General features: G+C 39.4%; 17 protein-coding genes and 1 pseudogene. 15 read left to right on the top strand and 3 right to left on the bottom strand.

What is annotated here, in order from left to right; genetic code table 11:
- Positions 1–38 precede the first annotated feature (38 nt).
- From dapD to map, 3 genes are all read right to left on the bottom strand, one after another.
- Positions 39–866 carry a 2,3,4,5-tetrahydropyridine-2,6-dicarboxylate N-succinyltransferase gene (gene dapD, locus ABD009_RS08995; protein WP_343824641.1) on the bottom strand — a complete coding sequence of 276 codons (828 nt, stop codon included), beginning with the start codon at positions 864–866 and terminating at the stop codon, positions 39–41.
- A 13-nt stretch (positions 867–879) separates the two neighbouring features.
- Complete coding sequence (glnD, locus tag ABD009_RS08990; protein WP_343824639.1) at positions 880–3495, bottom strand: [protein-PII] uridylyltransferase; 2616 nt, start codon at positions 3493–3495, stop codon at positions 880–882.
- 81 nt (positions 3496–3576) lie between these two features.
- On the bottom strand, positions 3577–4368 hold the full coding sequence (map, locus tag ABD009_RS08985; RefSeq protein ID WP_155694394.1) for a type I methionyl aminopeptidase: 792 nt from the start codon (positions 4366–4368) through the stop codon (positions 3577–3579).
- Between the two features lie 331 nt (positions 4369–4699).
- On the opposite strand from map, the gene rpsB reads away from it, so the two are divergent.
- The 15 genes and pseudogenes from rpsB to rnhB all read left to right on the top strand — a co-directional run.
- A complete protein-coding gene (gene rpsB, locus ABD009_RS08980) occupies positions 4700–5422 on the top strand; it encodes a 30S ribosomal protein S2 (protein ID WP_155694392.1) in 723 nt (240 codons plus the stop codon).
- Positions 5423–5571: 149 nt separating this feature from the next.
- Positions 5572–6423, top strand: coding sequence for a translation elongation factor Ts (tsf, locus tag ABD009_RS08975; RefSeq protein WP_155694390.1), 852 nt, complete (start codon positions 5572–5574; stop codon positions 6421–6423).
- Between the two features lie 137 nt (positions 6424–6560).
- Positions 6561–7289, top strand: coding sequence for a UMP kinase (gene pyrH, locus ABD009_RS08970; RefSeq protein ID WP_155694388.1), 729 nt, complete (start codon positions 6561–6563; stop codon positions 7287–7289).
- 25 nt (positions 7290–7314) lie between these two features.
- Complete coding sequence (gene frr / locus ABD009_RS08965) at positions 7315–7872, top strand: ribosome recycling factor (RefSeq protein WP_343824633.1); 558 nt, start codon at positions 7315–7317, stop codon at positions 7870–7872.
- A 78-nt stretch (positions 7873–7950) separates the two neighbouring features.
- The gene (uppS, locus tag ABD009_RS08960; protein ID WP_343824631.1) at positions 7951–8721 is read left to right on the top strand and encodes a polyprenyl diphosphate synthase; all 771 of its coding nucleotides are present in this window, start codon (positions 7951–7953) and stop codon (positions 8719–8721) included.
- 15 nt (positions 8722–8736) lie between these two features.
- Positions 8737–9603: a phosphatidate cytidylyltransferase gene (locus ABD009_RS08955; RefSeq protein ID WP_343824629.1), complete on the top strand. Its 867-nt coding sequence runs from the start codon at positions 8737–8739 to the stop codon at positions 9601–9603.
- A gap of 9 nt (positions 9604–9612) precedes the next feature.
- On the top strand, positions 9613–10803 hold the full coding sequence (gene ispC / locus ABD009_RS08950) for a 1-deoxy-D-xylulose-5-phosphate reductoisomerase (RefSeq protein WP_343824627.1): 1191 nt from the start codon (positions 9613–9615) through the stop codon (positions 10801–10803).
- Positions 10803–12143: a sigma E protease regulator RseP gene (gene rseP, locus ABD009_RS08945; RefSeq protein ID WP_343824625.1), complete on the top strand. Its 1341-nt coding sequence runs from the start codon at positions 10803–10805 to the stop codon at positions 12141–12143. Before ispC ends, rseP begins: the two co-directional genes overlap by 1 nt.
- Before the next feature lie 40 nt (positions 12144–12183).
- On the top strand, positions 12184–14658 hold the full coding sequence (gene bamA / locus ABD009_RS08940; RefSeq protein WP_343824847.1) for an outer membrane protein assembly factor BamA: 2475 nt from the start codon (positions 12184–12186) through the stop codon (positions 14656–14658).
- A 30-nt stretch (positions 14659–14688) separates the two neighbouring features.
- Entirely contained in the window at positions 14689–15192 is a 504-nt protein-coding gene (locus ABD009_RS08935) for an OmpH/Skp family outer membrane protein (RefSeq protein ID WP_343824623.1), read from the top strand.
- 68 nt (positions 15193–15260) lie between these two features.
- A complete protein-coding gene (lpxD, locus tag ABD009_RS08930) occupies positions 15261–16304 on the top strand; it encodes a UDP-3-O-(3-hydroxymyristoyl)glucosamine N-acyltransferase (RefSeq protein WP_343824621.1) in 1044 nt (347 codons plus the stop codon).
- A 33-nt stretch (positions 16305–16337) separates the two neighbouring features.
- Positions 16338–16802: a 3-hydroxyacyl-ACP dehydratase FabZ gene (gene fabZ, locus ABD009_RS08925; RefSeq protein ID WP_155694374.1), complete on the top strand. Its 465-nt coding sequence runs from the start codon at positions 16338–16340 to the stop codon at positions 16800–16802.
- A gap of 29 nt (positions 16803–16831) precedes the next feature.
- A complete protein-coding gene (gene lpxA / locus ABD009_RS08920; protein ID WP_343824618.1) occupies positions 16832–17593 on the top strand; it encodes an acyl-ACP--UDP-N-acetylglucosamine O-acyltransferase in 762 nt (253 codons plus the stop codon).
- A gap of 47 nt (positions 17594–17640) precedes the next feature.
- Positions 17641–18798, top strand: coding sequence for a lipid-A-disaccharide synthase (lpxB, locus tag ABD009_RS08915; protein ID WP_343824616.1), 1158 nt, complete (start codon positions 17641–17643; stop codon positions 18796–18798).
- A gap of 44 nt (positions 18799–18842) precedes the next feature.
- Positions 18843–19460 (top strand): annotated as a pseudogene (gene rnhB / locus ABD009_RS08910) (ribonuclease HII); the annotation flags it as partial.
- Positions 19461–19544: the final 84 nt, after the last annotated feature.

Raw genomic sequence — 19544 nt, 5'->3', positions numbered from 1 at the left:
CAGGGAGCTAAAGAATAGCTCCCTGAGTTGCCAGAACGCTACTCGTCGATGCCTCTAAGAAGGGCATTAACGCCAACTTTAGCACGAGTTTGAGCATCTACTTTTTTCACAATAATAGCGGCATACAAAGTGTGAGAACCATCTTTAGAAGGTAATGACCCTGGCACAACTACCGCGCCAGCAGGTACTCGACCATAAGTGATCTCACCAGTTTCTCGGTCATAAATACGAGTAGACTGACTAATATAAACACCCATTGAAAGCACTGCACCTTCTTCAACGATAACGCCTTCAACTACTTCAGAGCGAGCGCCAATAAAACAGTTGTCTTCAATAATAGTAGGGTTAGCTTGAAGCGGTTCTAGTACTCCACCAATACCAACACCACCAGAAAGGTGTACGTTTTTACCAATTTGTGCACATGAGCCTACAGTAGCCCAAGTATCAACCATTGTTCCTTCATCAACAAAAGCGCCAATGTTTGTATACGAAGGCATCAGAACTACATTTTTACCAATAAAAGCGCCTTTACGAACTGCTGCAGGAGGAACAACTCGCATACCTTGTTCTCTGAAGTCTTGCTCTGTGTAGCTAGCAAATTTACTGTCTACTTTGTCCCAGTACTTAGTTTCGCCGCCATCATGAATTTCGTTATCTTTTATTCTGAATGATAATAAAACCGCTTTTTTTAGCCATTGGTGAACAACCCATTCGCCAGCAACTTTCTCGGCAACACGTGCCTTGCCTTGATCTAACATTTGTAATGCTTCTTCAACGGCCGATTTAATCTCTGCACTCACAGTACTTGGTGTAATACTGTCTCTTTGCTCAAATGCATTTTCAATAACTTGTTGTAACGTGCTCATAATTTTCCTTTATTCAGTCATTAATCTCAGCTTGCAACGCCTCGACTAAAGCTTTCTTTTGTTGTTCGTCTAATCTTTCTCTGTCAGAGGTTGATATCTTAAATATATCTTCTGCTTTTTCACCGTTTGTAGAAATTTTTGCTGAGTACAGCAATATGTTCATTTCGCTAAATACTGTGGCTATTTTAGCGAGCAATCCTGGTGTGTCTAGGGCTGTAAACTCCATCATGTCACGTTTGTTGCTTTTTGCGTCCATAAATTTAACGCGTAGCGGCATCGAGAATTGCTTGATTTGTCTTGGTACTCGTTTCTGAGCTCGCTTAATCGTGACTTCACCGGTGAGGACTTGCTCAATAGTTTGTTTAATGTCATCTCGACGACTTTGAGAGTCTATAACCGTATTGTCATGATCCAACACGATGAATGTATCGATTAAATACCCATCTTTGGTATTCATTATATGTGCGTCCACAACGTTAACGTTTTTATTGTGGAAAACCGAAACAATATTAGCGAACAGGCCAGCCTGATCTTTTGCATAAACAAATACTTGTGTCCCGCCTCTAACCGACTGATTACTTAGCCATACCAAAGGCTTTTTAGTTCGATTTTTGTGCGATAACAAATGTTCAGTATGCCATGCCAATTGTTGTGGGCTGTGCCTTGTAAAATACACAGTACGGAATTGCTTCCATATTTGTGCAGCTCTTTCTAAGTCTAGATTTAATGCGTCTAGCAATGAAAGCGCTTGTTCTTTGTTCGAGGCTGCTGTCTCTCTCATGTCTTTAGCGTTTTCTAAGCCTTGTCTTAATGCTCGTCTGGTTGCCAAATATAAGTCTGATAAAAGTGTATTCTTCCATTCATTCCATAAGTTTGAGTTTGTTGCTCTAACATCTGCCACGGTTAAACAATAAAGGTTGTCTAATCGAGTTTCGTCTTTAATTTTTTTTGCGAAGTCAGCAATAACACCTGGGTCATATATGTCGTTCTTTTGTGCGGTGATAGACATAAGTAAGTGATTGTCCACTAACCAGCTGACAAGCTTTTTGTCTGATGTTGGTAAACCATGAAGAGTACCAAAGTTGGTCGCATCTATTGCGCCTAGCTTAGAATGATCACCACCTCGACCTTTCCCGATATCGTGGAATATGCCCGCGAGTGTCAACAGCTCCGGCTTATCTAATCGCTTGTAAATTTCGCTGCATAAAGGAAACTCATCTTTATATTTTGCCAAAGAATAGCGATGAATGTTCTTTATGAGCCTATGTGTATGTTCGTCTACTGTGTAAGCATGGAATAGGTCAAACTGCATTTGGCCGACAATGTGTCGCCAGTTTGGCATGTAGTAAGCCAAAACACTGTGCTTAACCATTATTGTAAATGCATGACCTAAGGCGTTAGGGTGACGTAGAAACGTCATAAACATAGAACGACATTTTTCTAAGTCATGTAGATCGCCCATGAGCCTTCTGCGAACTCTACGTAGTAATCGGATTGTATCTGAATGTAGTGTTTTAATGTGCGGATTGTCGGCTATGTGAATGAACATTTTAATGATATTAGCGCGATAGAAAAATGCATCATTGTGGCGTATAAGTAACGAACTACCGTGCATAGCAAAGTCATCATCAATAATAATGGTTTGTTCTTTCGTACCTAGAATCGCGGAGTTGAATCGCTGCAATAACATGGTGTTTAGTTCGGTAACACGCCTGGCAACACGAAAGAACCGCTTCATCATTCGTTCAACAGCGGCTTTGCCATCTTTACCAAAGCCCATGGTTTCGGCAACCAGAGGTTGATAATCAAATAACAGTCTATTTTCATTTCGATTAGCTACTAGGTGCAAAGCAAAACGCATTTGCCATAAAAAATCTTGGCACTCTAACATCTCTTGATATTCGTCTTGCAGTAAATATTGTTCTTTTACTAAGTCGGTAATGTGTTGAGTATTAAAGTGCTTTTTCGCAACCCATGAAATGGTTTGTAAATCACGTAAACAACCTGGGTTAGCTTTAAGGTTTGGCTCTAGATTATAAGAGGTTGAAAAGTAACGTTTGTGTCTACGTTCTTGTTCGTCTCTCTTTGCTAAATAAAACTCTTTACTCGTCATGAAATTTGATTCAGCTAAACTTGTTTCTAACGTATCAAAGTTCAGTTTGTTGCCGCATAACAGCCGTCTTTCCATTAAATTTGTGGCAATCGTAATGTCTTCACTAGCACAAGAAATTGACTCTGCAATGGTTCGTACTGAGTGGCCTACGTCAAATTTAAAATCCCACAGCAAGGTTAAAAATTGGGATATTTTTTCACTGGCGCTATTTGTTAACTTTGAGTTTGTAAGCACTAATAAATCAATGTCGGACTCTGGGTGTAACTCGCCTCTACCATAACCACCAACAGCAAGAAGAGTGACATCAGCTTCATCATTTAACCCACAGTGTTGCCAAATATTTAACAACATAAAATCAACAAAAGTCGCTCGAGCTTGTACTAATTTTCTTACCGATATTAGATTAAAATGCTCTTTGCTCCATGTTGAAAAATCATTTAACCTTTGCTTATAAATCGGCATGTCAAAAGGCAAAGGTAAGGGCGCAAGTAAATGACTTGGGATTTTTGATTTCACGTTGTTTTCAGCCTCGAATTGTTATTATTGATGGCGAATGTACAGCATTAAAAAAGGAGCGATAATCGCTCCTGTTTAGTGTTAGTGTTCTATCGTTCTTGGGAAATCTTCATCAGAACGAAGCGTTAACACTTCAACTCCATTGGAGGTTACCAATAGCGTATGTTCCCATTGTGCAGATAACTTTCTATCTTTCGTAACTGCAGTCCATTGATCTGGCAATATTTTAAGTTTGTGTGTGCCAGCATTAATCATAGGTTCAATAGTGAAACACATACCTTCTTTTAATTCTTCACCTGTACCAGGGCGGCCATAATGAACAATTTGTGGTTCTTCGTGGAAACCTTCACCAATACCGTGACCACAAAAGTCACGAACTACTGAGTATGAATGGCCTTCAGCGTGCTTTTGAATTACAGAGCCAATGTCACCTAAACGACAACCAGGCTTTACTAATTCAATGGCCTTGTATAAACATTCTTGAGTTACTTTAGCTAAACGTTCTGCCATGATAGTAGGTTGGCCAACAAAAAACATTTTTGAAGTATCACCATGAAAACCGTCTTTAATAACAGTCACATCAATATTGACACAGTCACCTTCTTTTAACGGTTTGTCATCTGGAATACCGTGACAAATTACGTGGTTAATTGAAGTACATACAGACTTAGGAAATGGAGGTTGACCATAGTTTAGCGGCGCAGGAATACACCCTTGAACATCTACAATGTAGTTATGACAAAGTGTGTTTAATTCGTCAGTGGTTACACCCGGTTTAACGTGTGGACCAATCATTTCTAAAACTTCAGCAGCCAGTCGACCAGCAACTCGCATTTTTTCTATTTGTTCTGGTGTTTTTATTACCGCGCCCATATGACCCTCTCAAGATGTTATTAGTCACAAAACCATTGATATCGGCAAAAATGTCAAAAAATGAGCAATTTTTGAGTGATTTTGTTGTGTTTCACTGGTCTATTATGGTATAAAGCGCGCCTTATTTTTACAAAGGTTTTTTCAGGTTTCCTTAAAACATTTTTGTATTAGTAAGAATGTTGTCTTCTTAAATCAAGAAACAACACTTAACTTTAATTTAAATAACACACATATATCGACACATTCTCCGGGGTGCCAAATCATTGAAAAATGAAGCGGTCGGATTGGAATGGGATATATGGAGGCCTAACCCCAATAGAGGATTATAAAAATGGCAAACGTATCTATGCGTGACATGCTACAAGCTGGCGTACACTTTGGTCACCAAACTCGTTACTGGAACCCTAAAATGAAACCTTTCATTTTCGGCGCTCGTAACAAAGTTCATATCATCAACTTAGAAAATACTGTTCCTATGTTCAACGAAGCACTTGATTTCATCAAGTCTGTTTCTGCGCGTAAAGGTAAAGTTTTATTTGTTGGTACAAAGCGTGCAGCAAGCGAAGCGATCAAAGAAGCGGCAATTGCTAGCGACCAATTCTACGTAAATCACCGTTGGTTAGGTGGTATGTTGACTAACTGGAAAACAGTTCGTCAATCAATCAAGCGTTTAAAAGATTTGGAAGCACAATCTGACGACGGTACTTTTGAAAAGCTTACTAAAAAAGAAGCTTTGATGCGTACTCGTGAGATGGAAAAGCTTGAAAAGAGCCTTGGCGGTATCAAAAACATGGGCGGATTGCCTGACGTTATCTTCATCATTGATGCAGACAACGAGCACATTGCAATCGCTGAAGCAAACAACCTAGGTATTCCTGTTGTTGCTGTTGTTGATACAAACTCGAACCCAGATAACATCGACTACGTTGTTCCTGGTAACGATGACGCTATCCGCGCAATTCAGTTATACACTTCATCTGTTGCTGCAACGATTAAAGAAGGTCGTTCTAACAACATCGAAGTTCAAGCTGAAGATTTTGTAGAAGCTGAATAATAATTGCTGTAATAAATCGTTAATCCCGATTTAATCATTACAACAATTTTAGGGGTCATACTTATGGCCCCTTTTCCAAATTATATAAATTAGCGCTATAAAGCATTTATGCTGACAAGCGATAATCATACAAATTAGAGGACAAGACCATGGCAGTAACTGCTGCATTAGTTAAAGAACTTCGTGACCGCACTGGCGCGGGCATGATGGACTGTAAAAAAGCCCTAACTGAAACTAACGGTGATATCGATTTAGCGATCGAAAACATGCGTAAAAACGGTCAAGCAAAAGCGGCTAAAAAAGCCGGTAACATTGCTGCTGAAGGTACGATCATCATCAAAGAAAACAACGGTGTTGCTGTTTTAGTTGAAGTTAACTGTCAAACAGACTTCGTTGCTAAAGATGCAAGCTTCTTAGCATTTGCTAACAAAGTTGCTGACGCAGCGATTGCTGAAGTAACAACTATCGACGTACTTAAAGAAAAGTTCGAAGAAGAGCGTGTTGCTTTAGTTGCTAAAATTGGTGAGAACATGAATGTTCGTCGTCTTCAGTACGTTCAAGGTGCTGCTTTAGCTTCTTACCGTCACGGTGAGAAAATTGGTGTTGTTGTTGCTGGTGAAGGTTCTGCAGAGACTCTTAAGCACGTTGCAATGCACGTTGCAGCAAGCAAGCCAGAATTCGTTAATCCAACTGACGTTCCTGCTGATGTTGTTGAAAACGAAAAGCGTATCCAAATTGAAATCGCGATGAACGAAGGCAAGCCAGCTGAAATCGCAGAAAAAATGGTTACTGGTCGTATGAAGAAATTTACTGGTGAGATCTCTCTTACTGGTCAAGCATTCATCATGGAACCTAAAAAGTCTGTTGGCGAGATCCTTAAAGAAAAAGGCGCATCAGTTACTTCTTTCGTACGTTTAGAAGTTGGTGAAGGCATCGAGAAAAAAGAAGAAGATTTTGCTGCTGAAGTTGCTGCACAAATCGAAGCTGCTAAAAACGCTTAATTCCATAAGCGCTTAACAGCTAAACAAAAACCGTAATAGGGCGACCTGTTACGGTTTTTTTTGTTTTGTAAATCCTCTCGTTTTGGCATAGAATACGGCGCAATTTGCACCTCTGTTAAATCTTATCGGGAGCCTTAATGAGCACAAAGCCAGTTTATAGACGCATCTTATTGAAACTTAGCGGGGAAGCCTTAGTAGGCGATGAAGGTTTTGGGATTGACCCAAAAGTTTTAGACCGCATGGCTCAAGAAATTAAAGAGCTAGTTGAGCAAGATATCCAAGTTGGTGTCGTTTTAGGCGGCGGAAACATCTTTCGTGGTGCACCATTAGCTGAAGCCGGTATGAATCGTGTTGTTGGCGACCATATGGGAATGCTAGCGACGGTTATGAATGGCCTTGCAATGCGTGACGCTTTGCACAGAGCGCATGTAAACGCTCGTTTAATGTCTGCCATTCCATTAAAAGGTGTTTGTGACGATTACTCTTGGGCCGAAGGTATTAGTTTACTTAAAAGCGGTCGAGTTGTGATTTTCTCTGCTGGTACGGGCAACCCATTTTTTACTACTGATTCAGCAGCTTGCTTACGTGGTATTGAAATTGAAGCTGATGTTGTTCTTAAAGCGACAAAAGTAGATGGTGTTTATTCTGCTGACCCGGTTAAAGATCCAGAAGCAACATTGTACAGAGAACTTGATTACCAAGATGTAATTGAAAAAGAATTAAAAGTCATGGACCTAGCAGCATTTACTCTAGCTAGAGACCACAACATTCCTATTTGTGTGTTCAATATGAACAAGCCTGGCGCGTTAAAGCGTGTCATTATGGGCGAAGATGAAGGCACAATTGTTACTAAATTAGACAAATAATAGAATTAATCGAAGGATATTTACTGTGTTAGATGAAATTCAAAAAGATGCAGCCATTCGCATGGACAAAAGTATTGAGTCGCTTCAGTCTCAACTAAATAAAATTCGTACAGGCCGTGCACACCCAAGCCTACTTGATGGTATTCAGGTTTCTTATTACGGTGCAGATACGCCACTTAATCAAGTAGCGAATGTAACAATAGAAGACAACCGTACGCTTTCTCTTACTGTTTTTGACAAATCTTTGTCTCAAGCGGTTGAAAAAGCAATCATGAAGTCTGATTTAGGTTTAAACCCTATGTCAGCAGGCACGGTAATTCGTATTCCACTTCCTCCACTTACTGAAGAGCGTCGTCGTGATTTAGTTAAAGTTGTTAAAGGCGAAGTTGAAAGCGGTCGTGTAGCGGTACGTAACATTCGCCGTGACGCCAATGGTGATATTAAATCACTATTAAAAGACAAAGATATTTCTGAAGATGAAGCTCGTCAATCAGAAGACGAAATTCAAAAGTTGACTGACGCAAAAATGAAAGTAATTGATGCGATGGTAGCAACAAAAGAAAAAGAGTTAATGGAAATATAATCCATAACTCAATAAGTTAAGTAAAAACGCCGTTGCAGTTCGAGCTCACGGCGTTTTTATTATCATGTAGGTTATAAAATGGCAAAAAGTAACGTTGTAGATCAAGTTCTAGAACACTATTCATCTTCAATACCACAGCATGTTGGTATTATTATGGATGGCAATGGACGTTGGGCGCAACAGAAAGGAATGCCTAGAGTTTATGGGCACAAGAAGGGCGTTGATGCCGTTCGAGAAGCAGTTCGTTTTGCCCGAAAAGTAGGTGTAAAATCTCTAACGTTATTTGCTTTTTCGAGTGAAAATTGGAAAAGACCAGAAGATGAAGTCAGTGGACTGATGGAATTGTTTATGCTGGTATTGACTCGAGAAGTAAATACGCTTCATAAGAATAATGTTCGCCTTAAAATAGTGGGCGATATTTCTGCTTTTAGTGAAAAAATTCAAAAGAAAGTCACTTCTGCACATCAAATGACAGAAGCTAATACCGGACTTACCCTTAATGTTGCTGCCAATTATGGTGGTCGTTGGGATATTGCTAATGCAACAAAAAGTATTGCCAATGATGTTCAGTCAGGTAAATTAGACGCAAATGACATTGACGAGACTTTGCTTGGCAAATACATGTGTTTGGCGGATCAGCCTGAACTCGATTTGTTAGTGCGCACTGGCGGCGAGTCTCGCATAAGTAACTTCTTATTATGGCAGTTGGCGTACGCCGAACTCCATTTTACCTCTGTATATTGGCCAGACTTCGATGAGCTTAGCTTTGCACAAGCGGTTGAAGCCTTTGCCGGCACCGAACGTCGCTTCGGGCTGACTGGCGAGCAAATAAAACAGAACGAAATTTAAAATTGGGAAATTAGTTTGTTAAAACAACGTATTATTACCGCAGTTATTTTAGCTGCAATTTTATTGTCAGCATTATTCACCATGCCATTTGATTGGTTTGCATGGGCATCACTGGCTGTTTTTGGTTACGGCGCTTATGAGTGGAGTAAATTTGCGGAAATTTCTAAGCTTAAGTACCAGTTACTTTATGCTGTAGGTTCAGTTGTAGCGGGCATCGCTTTATACGCGGGCTTCTTGGACTTTTCATTATGGACATTCACAGGGCAACTAACCGAAAATAACTACTTAATAATGGTTCTTGCCTGTGTCTGGTGGACAATTAGTTCAATTTTAGTTTTGATTTACCCACGTGGAAATCGAGTATGGCAACACCAACCTGTGGTAAAAGCTGTATTTGGATATTTAACACTTGTTCCTGCTTGGTTAGCGCTTCTTACTATTCGCGAATATCATTATTTACTTGATAAAGACAGCGGTGCTTGGTTAGCGCTATTTGTATTCAGTATTGTTTGGTCGGCGGATATTGGCGCTTATTTTGCCGGTAAAAAATTTGGTAGCCACAAGTTAATGCCAAATGTAAGTCCAGGAAAAACCATAGAAGGATTTTTGGGCGGTATGTTTGCGGTTGTGGTTCTTACATTAATTGTACTTTGGAATAACGAAATAGACTTTGCAAATTGGTTAGCTTTAACAGCCTGTTGCATTGTTATTGGTGTTGTTTCTGCATTCGGTGATTTGAGTGAAAGCATGCTTAAGCGCGACGCTGGTATAAAAGACAGTGGCAACATCCTTCCTGGCCATGGTGGTTTACTAGATAGAATAGATTCTCTGACCGCAGCAATGCCTGTGTTCTTAGTATTTTTTAGCCACTTCTACCTGTAAGTTGTTCTGATGCAATCCATCACTATTTTAGGCGCGACAGGCTCTATCGGTTTATCTACGTTAGATGTTATATCTCGCCATTTATCAAGTTATTCCTTATTTGCTGTCACAGGTAATACAAACGTTGAAGATATGGTAAAAATTTGCCAAACCTATCGTCCTACCTTCGCCGTAATGGCGAACGAAAAGGCAGCACAGGCGTTGCAAGATGAGTTTAACAAGCTAGGTTTGTCGACGGTCGTTAAGAGCGGGCAACAAGGCCTTGTTGATGTTGCTAGCGATGATCGTGTTGATATCGTAATGGCAGCGATTGTAGGGGGTGCGGGATTAGTTCCTACGATGGCAGCGGCTAAATCGGGTAAACGAATTTGTTTAGCAAATAAAGAAGCGTTGGTAATGAGCGGACAGCTATTTTTAGACGCTGTTAAAGAGAATAACGCAGAATTGTTACCGGTCGATAGTGAGCACAACGCTATTTTTCAATCCCTCCCGCTTGAAGTCCAACAAGGCGGTGATTTAAAAGCATCAGGGGTAGAACAAATTTTGTTAACGGGCTCAGGTGGTCCGTTTTTAAATAGACCAATCGACGAGTTTGATTGTATTACACCAGAACTCGCAGTTGCACACCCTAACTGGAGTATGGGTGCAAAAATATCAGTTGATTCAGCAACTATGATGAACAAAGGATTGGAGTTTGTTGAAGCTCGCCTGTTGTTCAATGCATCTTTTGAACAAATAAAGGTAGTTGTGCACCCTCAGAGTATTATTCATTCCATGGTGTCTTATTCAGACGGGTCAGTCTTAGCTCAGATGGGACAACCTGATATGCGTACTCCAATAGCGCATTCGTTAGCCTATCCAAATAGAATAGCATCGGGAGTTGAGCCATTAGATTTTACAAAGTTAGCGAGCTTCACGTTTTGTGAGCCAGACTTTGAACGCTTCCCTAATTTACGACTGGCTCTAGAAGCATCTAAGTTAGGACAAGGAGCAACAACCGTGCTAAATGCGAGCAATGAAATTGCAGTTGAAGCATTTTTACAAAGACAAATATCATTTACAGACATCGCAAAACTGAACGAATGGTGTTTAGAACAACTAGGTGGCAACAAGCCTAAGTCTATCGATGACATTTTGTTATTAGATAGTCAAACCAGACAAATAGCGTTAGAAAAAATCTCCGAAGGGATAAATGTTTAATGGACATATTAATAAACGTAGTGAGCTTTCTAGTCGCCTTAGGTATTTTAGTATTTGTTCATGAATATGGGCATTACTGGGTTGCTCGTAAAAATGGTGTAGAAGTACTTCGTTTTGCTATTGGCTTTGGTAAGCCTATTTATTCTTGGATTGGTAAAAACGGAACTGAATATGTAATTGGTCTAATACCATTGGGTGGATACGTCAGAATGCTTGATGGTCGAGTTGACGACGTACCTGAACATAAGAAGTCGGTTTCATTTGATCAAAAACACGTGCTTAGACGAATTTCGATTGTTGCTGCAGGTCCATTAGCGAACTTTATATTTGCAGTAGTATTAATATTTGTCATGTTACTAATTGGAGTGCCAGCTTTAAAGCCAGTTATAGGTGATGTTCAAGAAAACTCTGCAGCAGCTGAAGCGAGACTTCAAACAAACGATCTAATTATCAAGATAGATGATAACAGTGTTAATGATTGGTCTTCGGTGCAATATAAACTAATAGATCAAATTGGAAATCCAACTATTCCAATGTCAGTAATGCGAAATGAAAAAGAACTCGCAATTAATGTAAAAACCGCACAATGGAAAGTAGAAGATGGCGAGCTGTTCTCTTCTCTTGGTTTTACACCTTTTTCACCGGAAGCAACTCTGAGTTTAAATTACATTGATGAAAATGGGCCTGCAAAAGCCGCAGGCTTTTTAGTTGACGATTTGCTCGTTGCTTTTGACGAAATTGAACTTGAGTCATGGTCACAAGCCGTAGAAATTATCACTGATTCAGCAGATAAAGCAATTGAAGCCAAGGTGCTACGCGATGGCAGTATACAAACCCTTACTGTAAGGCCAGCAAACAGACCTACGCAGGAAGGGTTTTCACAAGGCTATCTAGGGGTTGCACCAAAATTTGAAGAGTGGCCAAAAGACTATGTATTTACTAATCAATATGCTATTTTGCCCGCTATAAGTCAGTCTTTTGTTAAAACGTGGGATTTAATCAAACTCACTTTTAATATGATTGGGAAGTTTGTCACTGGTGCCATTGGTCTAGAAAATTTAAGTGGTCCAATAGCTATTGCCCAAGGCGCTGGTATTAGTGCTCAAAGCGGTTTTGTATATTTTATAAGTTTTATGGCGCTAATTAGTGTCAATTTAGGTGTTGTAAACCTTTTGCCTTTACCAGTGTTGGATGGCGGGCACCTAATGTATTTTATTATTGAACTTATTAGAGGCAAGCCTGTCTCTGATAGGGTACAGGAAATGGGGTTCCGGTTCGGTGCTATTGCACTGTTCATGATTATGGGAATCGCTTTATTTAATGATTTTGGCCGTTTATAGTGCGTTGTGAACGGTCAGTAGTAGTTGTATTGGAATTAAAATAATAATGAAACAAATCTTAATTGGTATTTTTTTAGTAAGTGCGAGTTGGTTGTCTGATGCCAATGAAGAAAAGTTTGTCATTGAAGATATTCAAGTAAATGGCCTTCAACGCGTAGCTTTAGGTGCTGCGTTAACTCATATTCCCTTTAATGTAGGCGATCAGATTTCAGAGTTCTACGTTGCACAATCCATAAAGAAGCTTTATTCATCTGGTTTTTTTGCAAACATCGAAGCGTATCGTGAAGGCAATAAAATTATATTCAAAGTAGCTGAACGTCCGACTATTAGTTCCATTGAATTTGATGGAAATAGCGACATTAAAGATGAGCAACTACAACAAAGCTTAAATGATAGTAATATTAGAATAGGTGAGTCACTCGACAAGACAGTTCTTGAAACGGTTGAATCAGGTCTTATGGACTTTTACCACAGTGTTGGTAAGTATAATGCTGCAATTACTTCAACTGTTACTTACTTACCTAGGAATAGAGTTAAATTGAAGTTTGATTTTATTGAAGGTGATGCTGCATCGATAAAACAGATTAACGTTGTAGGTAATGACGTATTTTCCGACGAAGAGCTTCTTTCGAGAATAGAGAGTAAACAAAACCTATCATGGTGGCAGTTTATGGATAATGACCGTTACCAGAAGCAAGCATTGCAAGGCGACATGGAAACCATTAGAGATTATTATTTAGAAAAAGGTTACCTAAAGTATAATCTAGAGTCTACACAAGTGTCAGTAGCACCAGATAAAGAATCAGTATACGTAACATTAAATGTAGATGAAGGAGAACCTTATACAGTTACCGGATTTGAACTGGTAGGTGACCTCTTAGATCAAGAAGACTTTATTCGCAAGATTATACCAATAAGGTCAGGTGAGTATTATAATGGTGAGCTAGTTACTTATACCGAAGAAATGATCACTAAATATTTAGGTCGCTTTGGTTACGCAAATGCCAAAGTTCAGACAATTCCTGAAGCAAATGACGAAACAAAAGAAGTAGCATTAACAATTTCTGTGGCACCGGGCAAACGAGTTTATGTGCGACGTATTAAATTTGTCGGAAACTTCTCTACATCGGATGAGGTTTTGCGACGCGAACTTCGCCAGTTTGAAGGTGCTACCCTTTCAAATAACTTATTAGAAATGTCAAAAACACTGATTCAACGCTTAAAATATATAGAAAGCGTTGATTTCAGCACACAAGCTTTACCTGGAGAAGAAGATCAAGTTGATGTAGTGTTTAGCATCAAAGAACAAGCTTCTGGCGCTTTTCAAGCTGGTATTTCTTACGGTGACTATACTGGATTGGCATTTAATACTTCTATACAACAAGAAAACTTTTTAGGTACGGGTAATTCAGTAGGTATTGGGCTTAATACGTGGAAAGCGCAACAAACTATTTCATTGAATTATACGGATAATTACTTTACTGATGATGGTGTCGCGCTTGGTGGCCAAATAGCCTACAGTAACTATGATGCATCAAAAGTTAACCTCGTTACGTACTCTAGAAAAACAGTTACAGTTGGGCCTACATTAAGTTGGCCAGTAATGGAAAATAATAGAGTTAGTATTGGAGTCGCTTATAAAGATATTGAGATTTCATCTCTTCAACCTTACGACCAAATAACTCAATTTGCAGAAGCATTTATAGATCCTACTAATCCAGATACTAAGTATGACTTCGAAAACTTTGAAGCAAATATAGGCTGGACTCGAAATACATTAAACAGAGGTGTTTTCCCGTCTGATGGTTCTAGTCAATATTATGGCTTTAAAATATCGGTACCAGGTTCGGATGTAGAATATTTTAAATTTAATTTTGATTCGAAGTTCTACTTCCCACTAACAAATGATCACAAATGGACACTACTAACTCGATTTGAAGCTAACTATGGTAATGGTTATGGAACATTGAATGGCAGTGACCAAACTCTTCCATTCTGGGAAAATATGCAGCAGAGATCAAATGACCTGCGAGGGTTTGAAAGTAATACAATAGGGCCCAAAGGCATAGTTCGAACTGCACAAAGTATTGTTGGAGCACCAAATGGAATAGGTGGTTATGACAACATTATAGTTAGTCCAGACTCTGATATTATTAGCACAACATTCAGAGCAACAGGTGGTAATGCATCTGTGTTTGGAGGTATAGAGCTGATAACACCAACACCATTCTTGTCTGATGACTTTTCAAACTCAGTAAGAACGTCAATATTTGTTGATGCGGGAAATGTCTGGGATACAGAGTTTGATCTTAGCGCTTACGACAACCTAGATGAATCAGAAAGTTCGAAGTTAGTTGATTATTCTGATGCAGGTCGTTATCGTATGTCTGCAGGTATTAGTCTTCAGTGGTTATCCCCAATGGGACCTTTAGTATTCACATGGTCAAGACCATTAAAAGAATATGAAGAAGATGAACATGAAGTATTTAGTTTTAATATCGGAACTACCTTTTAGGAAAACAGTTCTTTAATTTTGGAGTAAAAAATGACACTAGCAAAAAAAATCTTAGCCTTAACAACGGGCATCTTATTTTCGGTTACGGCTTGGGCTGAATCGATTGCAGTAGTAGACGTTCAAAAAGTATTTGCACAGTTGCCTCAAACGGCAGCAATGCAACAACTGTTACAAAAAGAATTTGCTGGTGCAGCAGAAGAAGTTGAAAAGCTTAAAAGCGACATTCAATTCAGCATGGAAAAATTCCAACGTGAATCAATGACTATGAGCCAAGAGCAACAAGAAAAGCTCCGTACAGACATTGAAAATATGCAACAGTCTTACCAAGCTAAAGCTCAGCCTTTACAAGAAGAGATTCGTCGTCGCCAAGGTGAAGAGCGTAATCAAATTATGACCATCATTAAGACAGCCGTTGACGAAGTTGCTGCAGAGAAAAAGATTGATGTTGTATTTCAAGCTCAATCAGTCGCGTTTGTTAAGCCAGAAAAAGACATTACTGGGCTTGTAGTAGAAAAAGCAAGTAAAGCTAAGTAAAATTACATCACAATAGTGAAGCCCACTTTAAGTTCTAGAGTGGGTTTTTTTGTATCTGGAGATTTTTAATGAAATTTACGCTTAAAGAATTAGCTGATTGGATTTCCTCTGAGTCTGGGCTGAAAGTGACGGTTCAAGGCGATGAAAATTTTACTATTAGAAAAATAGCTACTATTGGCGCTGCAACAGAAAGTGACATTACTTTTTTAGCAAATAAAAAATACCAAAAGCACTTAGAAAGCTCTAATGCTGGATGTGTCATTCTTAGTCCTGACATGGCGAATGTCTGGAGCAAAGCTGCATTAGTCATGGAAAACCCATACGTTGGTTTTGCTCTTGTGGCTCAGAAGCTCGATACAACCCCACAACAAATTAAGACCATTGCGCCTTCCGCTGTAATTGGTAAAACTGCAACTATTGGCAGAAATGTAGCCATAGGCCCAAATGTAGTAATAGAAGATGATGTGATTATTGGCGATAATGCACAGATCGGAGCAGGTTGCTTCATCGGGCAGGGTACAATACTCGGTGCAGGCACAAGACTATGGCCAAATGTAACGCTTTATCACAATGTAACTATCGGCTCAAATTGTACTATCCAAGGCAACTCAGTAATTGGTGCAGACGGTTTTGGTTACGCACCATTAAATAAAAATGGAAATCAAAACTGGATCAAAATTCCTCAATTAGGCGGCGTTACTATTGGTGAAGGCACTGAGATTGGTGCTAATACAACAATAGATCGCGGTGCAATCGAAGATACAGTTATTGGAGTTGGGGTAATTATTGATAACCAAATCCAACTTGGCCATAACGTTGAAATTGGTGATTACACCGCAATAGCGGGCGGAACACTGATAGCTGGCAGTACTAAGGTCGGTCGTAATGTCACCATTGGTGGTGGTGTTGGTATAGCGGGCCATTTAAATATTTGTGATAAAGCTTATATTACTGGGCGAACCTTTATCATTAACGATATAATGACGCCTGGCGTATATTCATCAGGGATGCCTGCAACAACAAATAAAGAGTGGCGCAATAATGCGGCACGCTATAGAAAATTGACTGAACTATTTAATCGGGTGAGAACTTTAGAAAAGAAGATACCGTAGTAGTTTAGATTGCAGCTTGTAAGGAGACAAATTTTGTCTGAGCAATTGAATACATTTGAAATTGAAGAAATCATGTCATACCTGCCACATAGATACCCTATGTTGCTAATTGATCGAGTGATAGATTACAAAGTTGGTGAAACTTTGCACGCAATAAAAAACGTGACAATAAATGAACCAATTTTTACTGGTCACTTTCCTGGGAAACCTGTTTTTCCAGGAGTATTGATTCTTGAAGCTATGGCTCAGGCAACTGGATTATTAGGGTTTAAGACTATTGAAGCTCAAAAGGGTGAAGTTGATCCAAATGAGCTATATTTATTTGCAGCAATTGATAATGCTCGTTTTAAACAACCGGTAACCCCAGGAGACCAAATACACTTCCATGTTAAGTTTATCAAAGAGCGTCGTGGTATTTGGAAATTCTCTGGTGAAGCGCTAGTCGATGGTAAAATCGCCGCAAGTGCAGAGATAATGTGTGCTAGGCGCGTACTTTAGTTTAACTAATTAATAAAAGAGACTTTGATTTGATACACGAAACCGCAATCATTTCTGAAAAAGCAAAACTAGGCAAAAATGTAAGTGTTGGCCCTTATTCTATCATTGGTGACGATGTAGTTATTGGTGACAATACAGTGATTCATAGTCACGTAGTTGTAAAAGGCCCTAGTATTATTGGCAGTAATAATGAAATCTTCCAGTTTTCATCGGTAGGTGAAGATTGCCAAGACAAGAAATATGACGGCGAACCAACTCGACTAGAGATTGGTGATAACAATATTATTCGTGAAAATGTAACCATTCACCGTGGTACGATTCAAGATCAAAGCCTAACTAAAATTGGTAGTAATAACCTGTTTATGGCCTATACCCACGTTGCTCATGATTGCATGATAGGTGACAACGTTATTTTTGCTAATAATGCCAGTGTGGCAGGCCACGTTCATGTAGGTGATTGGGCAATATTAGGTGGAATGGTTGGTGTGCATCAGTTTGTTCATATTGGCGCGCATAGCTTTATTGGTTTAAACAGTATTGTTGTTAAAGACGTTCCTCCGTATATTTTAGCTGCTGGTAATGGCGCTGAACCAAAAGGGTTAAACTCTGAAGGGTTAAAGCGTCGTGGTTTTAGTACAGAACAGATTAGTGCCATCAAATCGGCCTATCGTACCTTGTATAGAAAAGGCCTTAAAGTGTCAGAGGCATTAGAGGAAATTGATGATTCTGATCCGTCAGTGGCTGACTTTACTAATTTTGTAAAACAATCTTCGCGTGGCATAATTCGTTAAATTAGCAATTCTACTCGCGTAGAAAGTACTCAAATAGAAAGAGAAATATGTCGACCTTAAAAATAGGCATAGTTGCTGGAGAACACTCTGGTGACTTATTGGGCGCTGACTTAATGTCGGCGCTTTCTGATCTAGCTAAACAACAAAGTTTAACCATTGAATATCGAGGTGTTGCCGGCCCTAAGATGATGGCCCTCGGCGCAACAAGTTATTTTGATATGGAAGAGCTCTCAGTAATGGGAATTGTTGAAATATTAAAACGACTTCCTCGTCTTTTAAAAAAACGAAAACAGCTCATTGCAGATTTAATCGATTGGCAGCCCGATGTTGTTATTGGTATTGATGCGCCTGAGTTTAATTTAGGGTTAGAACTTAAATTAAAAGAGCAGGGCATTAAAACAGTACATTACGTTAGTCCCTCGGTTTGGGCTTGGCGTCAGTCTAGGGTGAAAACTATTAAAAAAGCGGTGGATAAAGTTCTGGCTTTGTTACCCTTTGAAAAAGCATTTTATGACAAACATGATGTCCCTTGCGATTTTGTGGGCCATACATTAGCAGACCAAATCCCCGTTGAAAGTCAAAAGCAAGAGTGCCGAGCGGAGCTTGGACTTGAGGCTGAAACAAAAGTACTGGCTGTATTACCTGGCAGTCGTGGCTCAGAAATTAAGTTTTTATTAGCGCCATTTTTAAAAGCAGCTCAAGAGCTAAAACTGACGTTTCCTACTCTGGTTATTTTGGTGCCAGCGGTTAACGAATTTAGAGCAAAACAAATCCAAAGTATTATTGATGAGCAGTTTGCAGATTTAGATGTTAACGTCTCTATCGCTAACGCTCGAGTCGTTATGGGAGCCGCGGATGTTGTTTTATTAGCGTCAGGTACAGCTACATTAGAAACCATGCTAATGAAAACGCCAATGGTAACTGCCTATAAGGTTAGTTGGTTTAGCCATGAGATATTTAAAAGACTTATTAAAACGCCATTTTTTACCCTACCAAATTTATTGGCAGGTAAAGAAATTGTACCTGAGTTAATACAAGATGACGCTTCAGTAGAAAACTTGGTGAGCCATGTTAAGCCAATGCTTGAGCATACGAATACACAAATGATTGACCAGTTTACTAAGTTGCATGTTGAAATAAAAAGAGATGCAAGTGCTAGGGCTGCTAACTCTGTTTGGCAGTTACTTGATATAAATAATAAATAGTCATTGGTTGAGATAAGTTAACCAGAGAAGTAGATAAAGAGAAGCTTGCCATGTCAGTCATATTTAATGCAGAAAATTTTGTTCGTCCTAACGTATTGTTAATAGCTGGTGTTGATGAGGTTGGAAGAGGTCCTTTAGTGGGAGACGTGGTGACTGCTGCCGTTATATTAGACCCAAATAAGCCCATAGAAGGGCTGACAGATTCTAAAAAGCTATCAGAAAAAAAACGAACGGCACTAGCGGAAATCATAAAACGTGATGCGTTAGCTTGGGCAATTGGACGAGCGGATCCTAGTGAAATCGACGAGTTAAATATTTTACACGCCACTATGTTGGCCATGCAACGAGCGGTAGCAAGGTTAGATATACAACCAGAGCATGTTTTAATAGATGGTAACCGTGTTCCAGAGTTACCTATTGCTGGAAACGCCGTTGTTAAGGGTGACGCACTTGTTCCTGAGATCAGTGCTGCATCCATTATTGCAAAGGTCGCAAGAGACCAAGAAATGGATGAGCTTGATCAAATACATCCAGAATATGGCTTTGCTAAACATAAAGGTTATCCAACAAAACTTCACTTTGAAATGCTTGCTAAATATGGTCCAACACCGCACCATAGAAAAAGCTTTAAACCAGTGCAAAAAGCCCTGGGTTTGAGTTAAGCTTTAACGTCACTTTACAAAATTTCTGAACAAGTTAAATCGCTCAGAAAAAATTTTACTTAGTACCACTAATAAGAATAATAC

The sequence above is a fragment of the Psychrosphaera haliotis genome (genome assembly GCF_039523615.1).
Taxonomy (GTDB): domain Bacteria; phylum Pseudomonadota; class Gammaproteobacteria; order Enterobacterales; family Alteromonadaceae; genus Psychrosphaera; species Psychrosphaera haliotis.
Note: the sequence above shows the minus strand (reverse complement) of the source record. Positions and strands in the feature narration are given on the sequence as shown.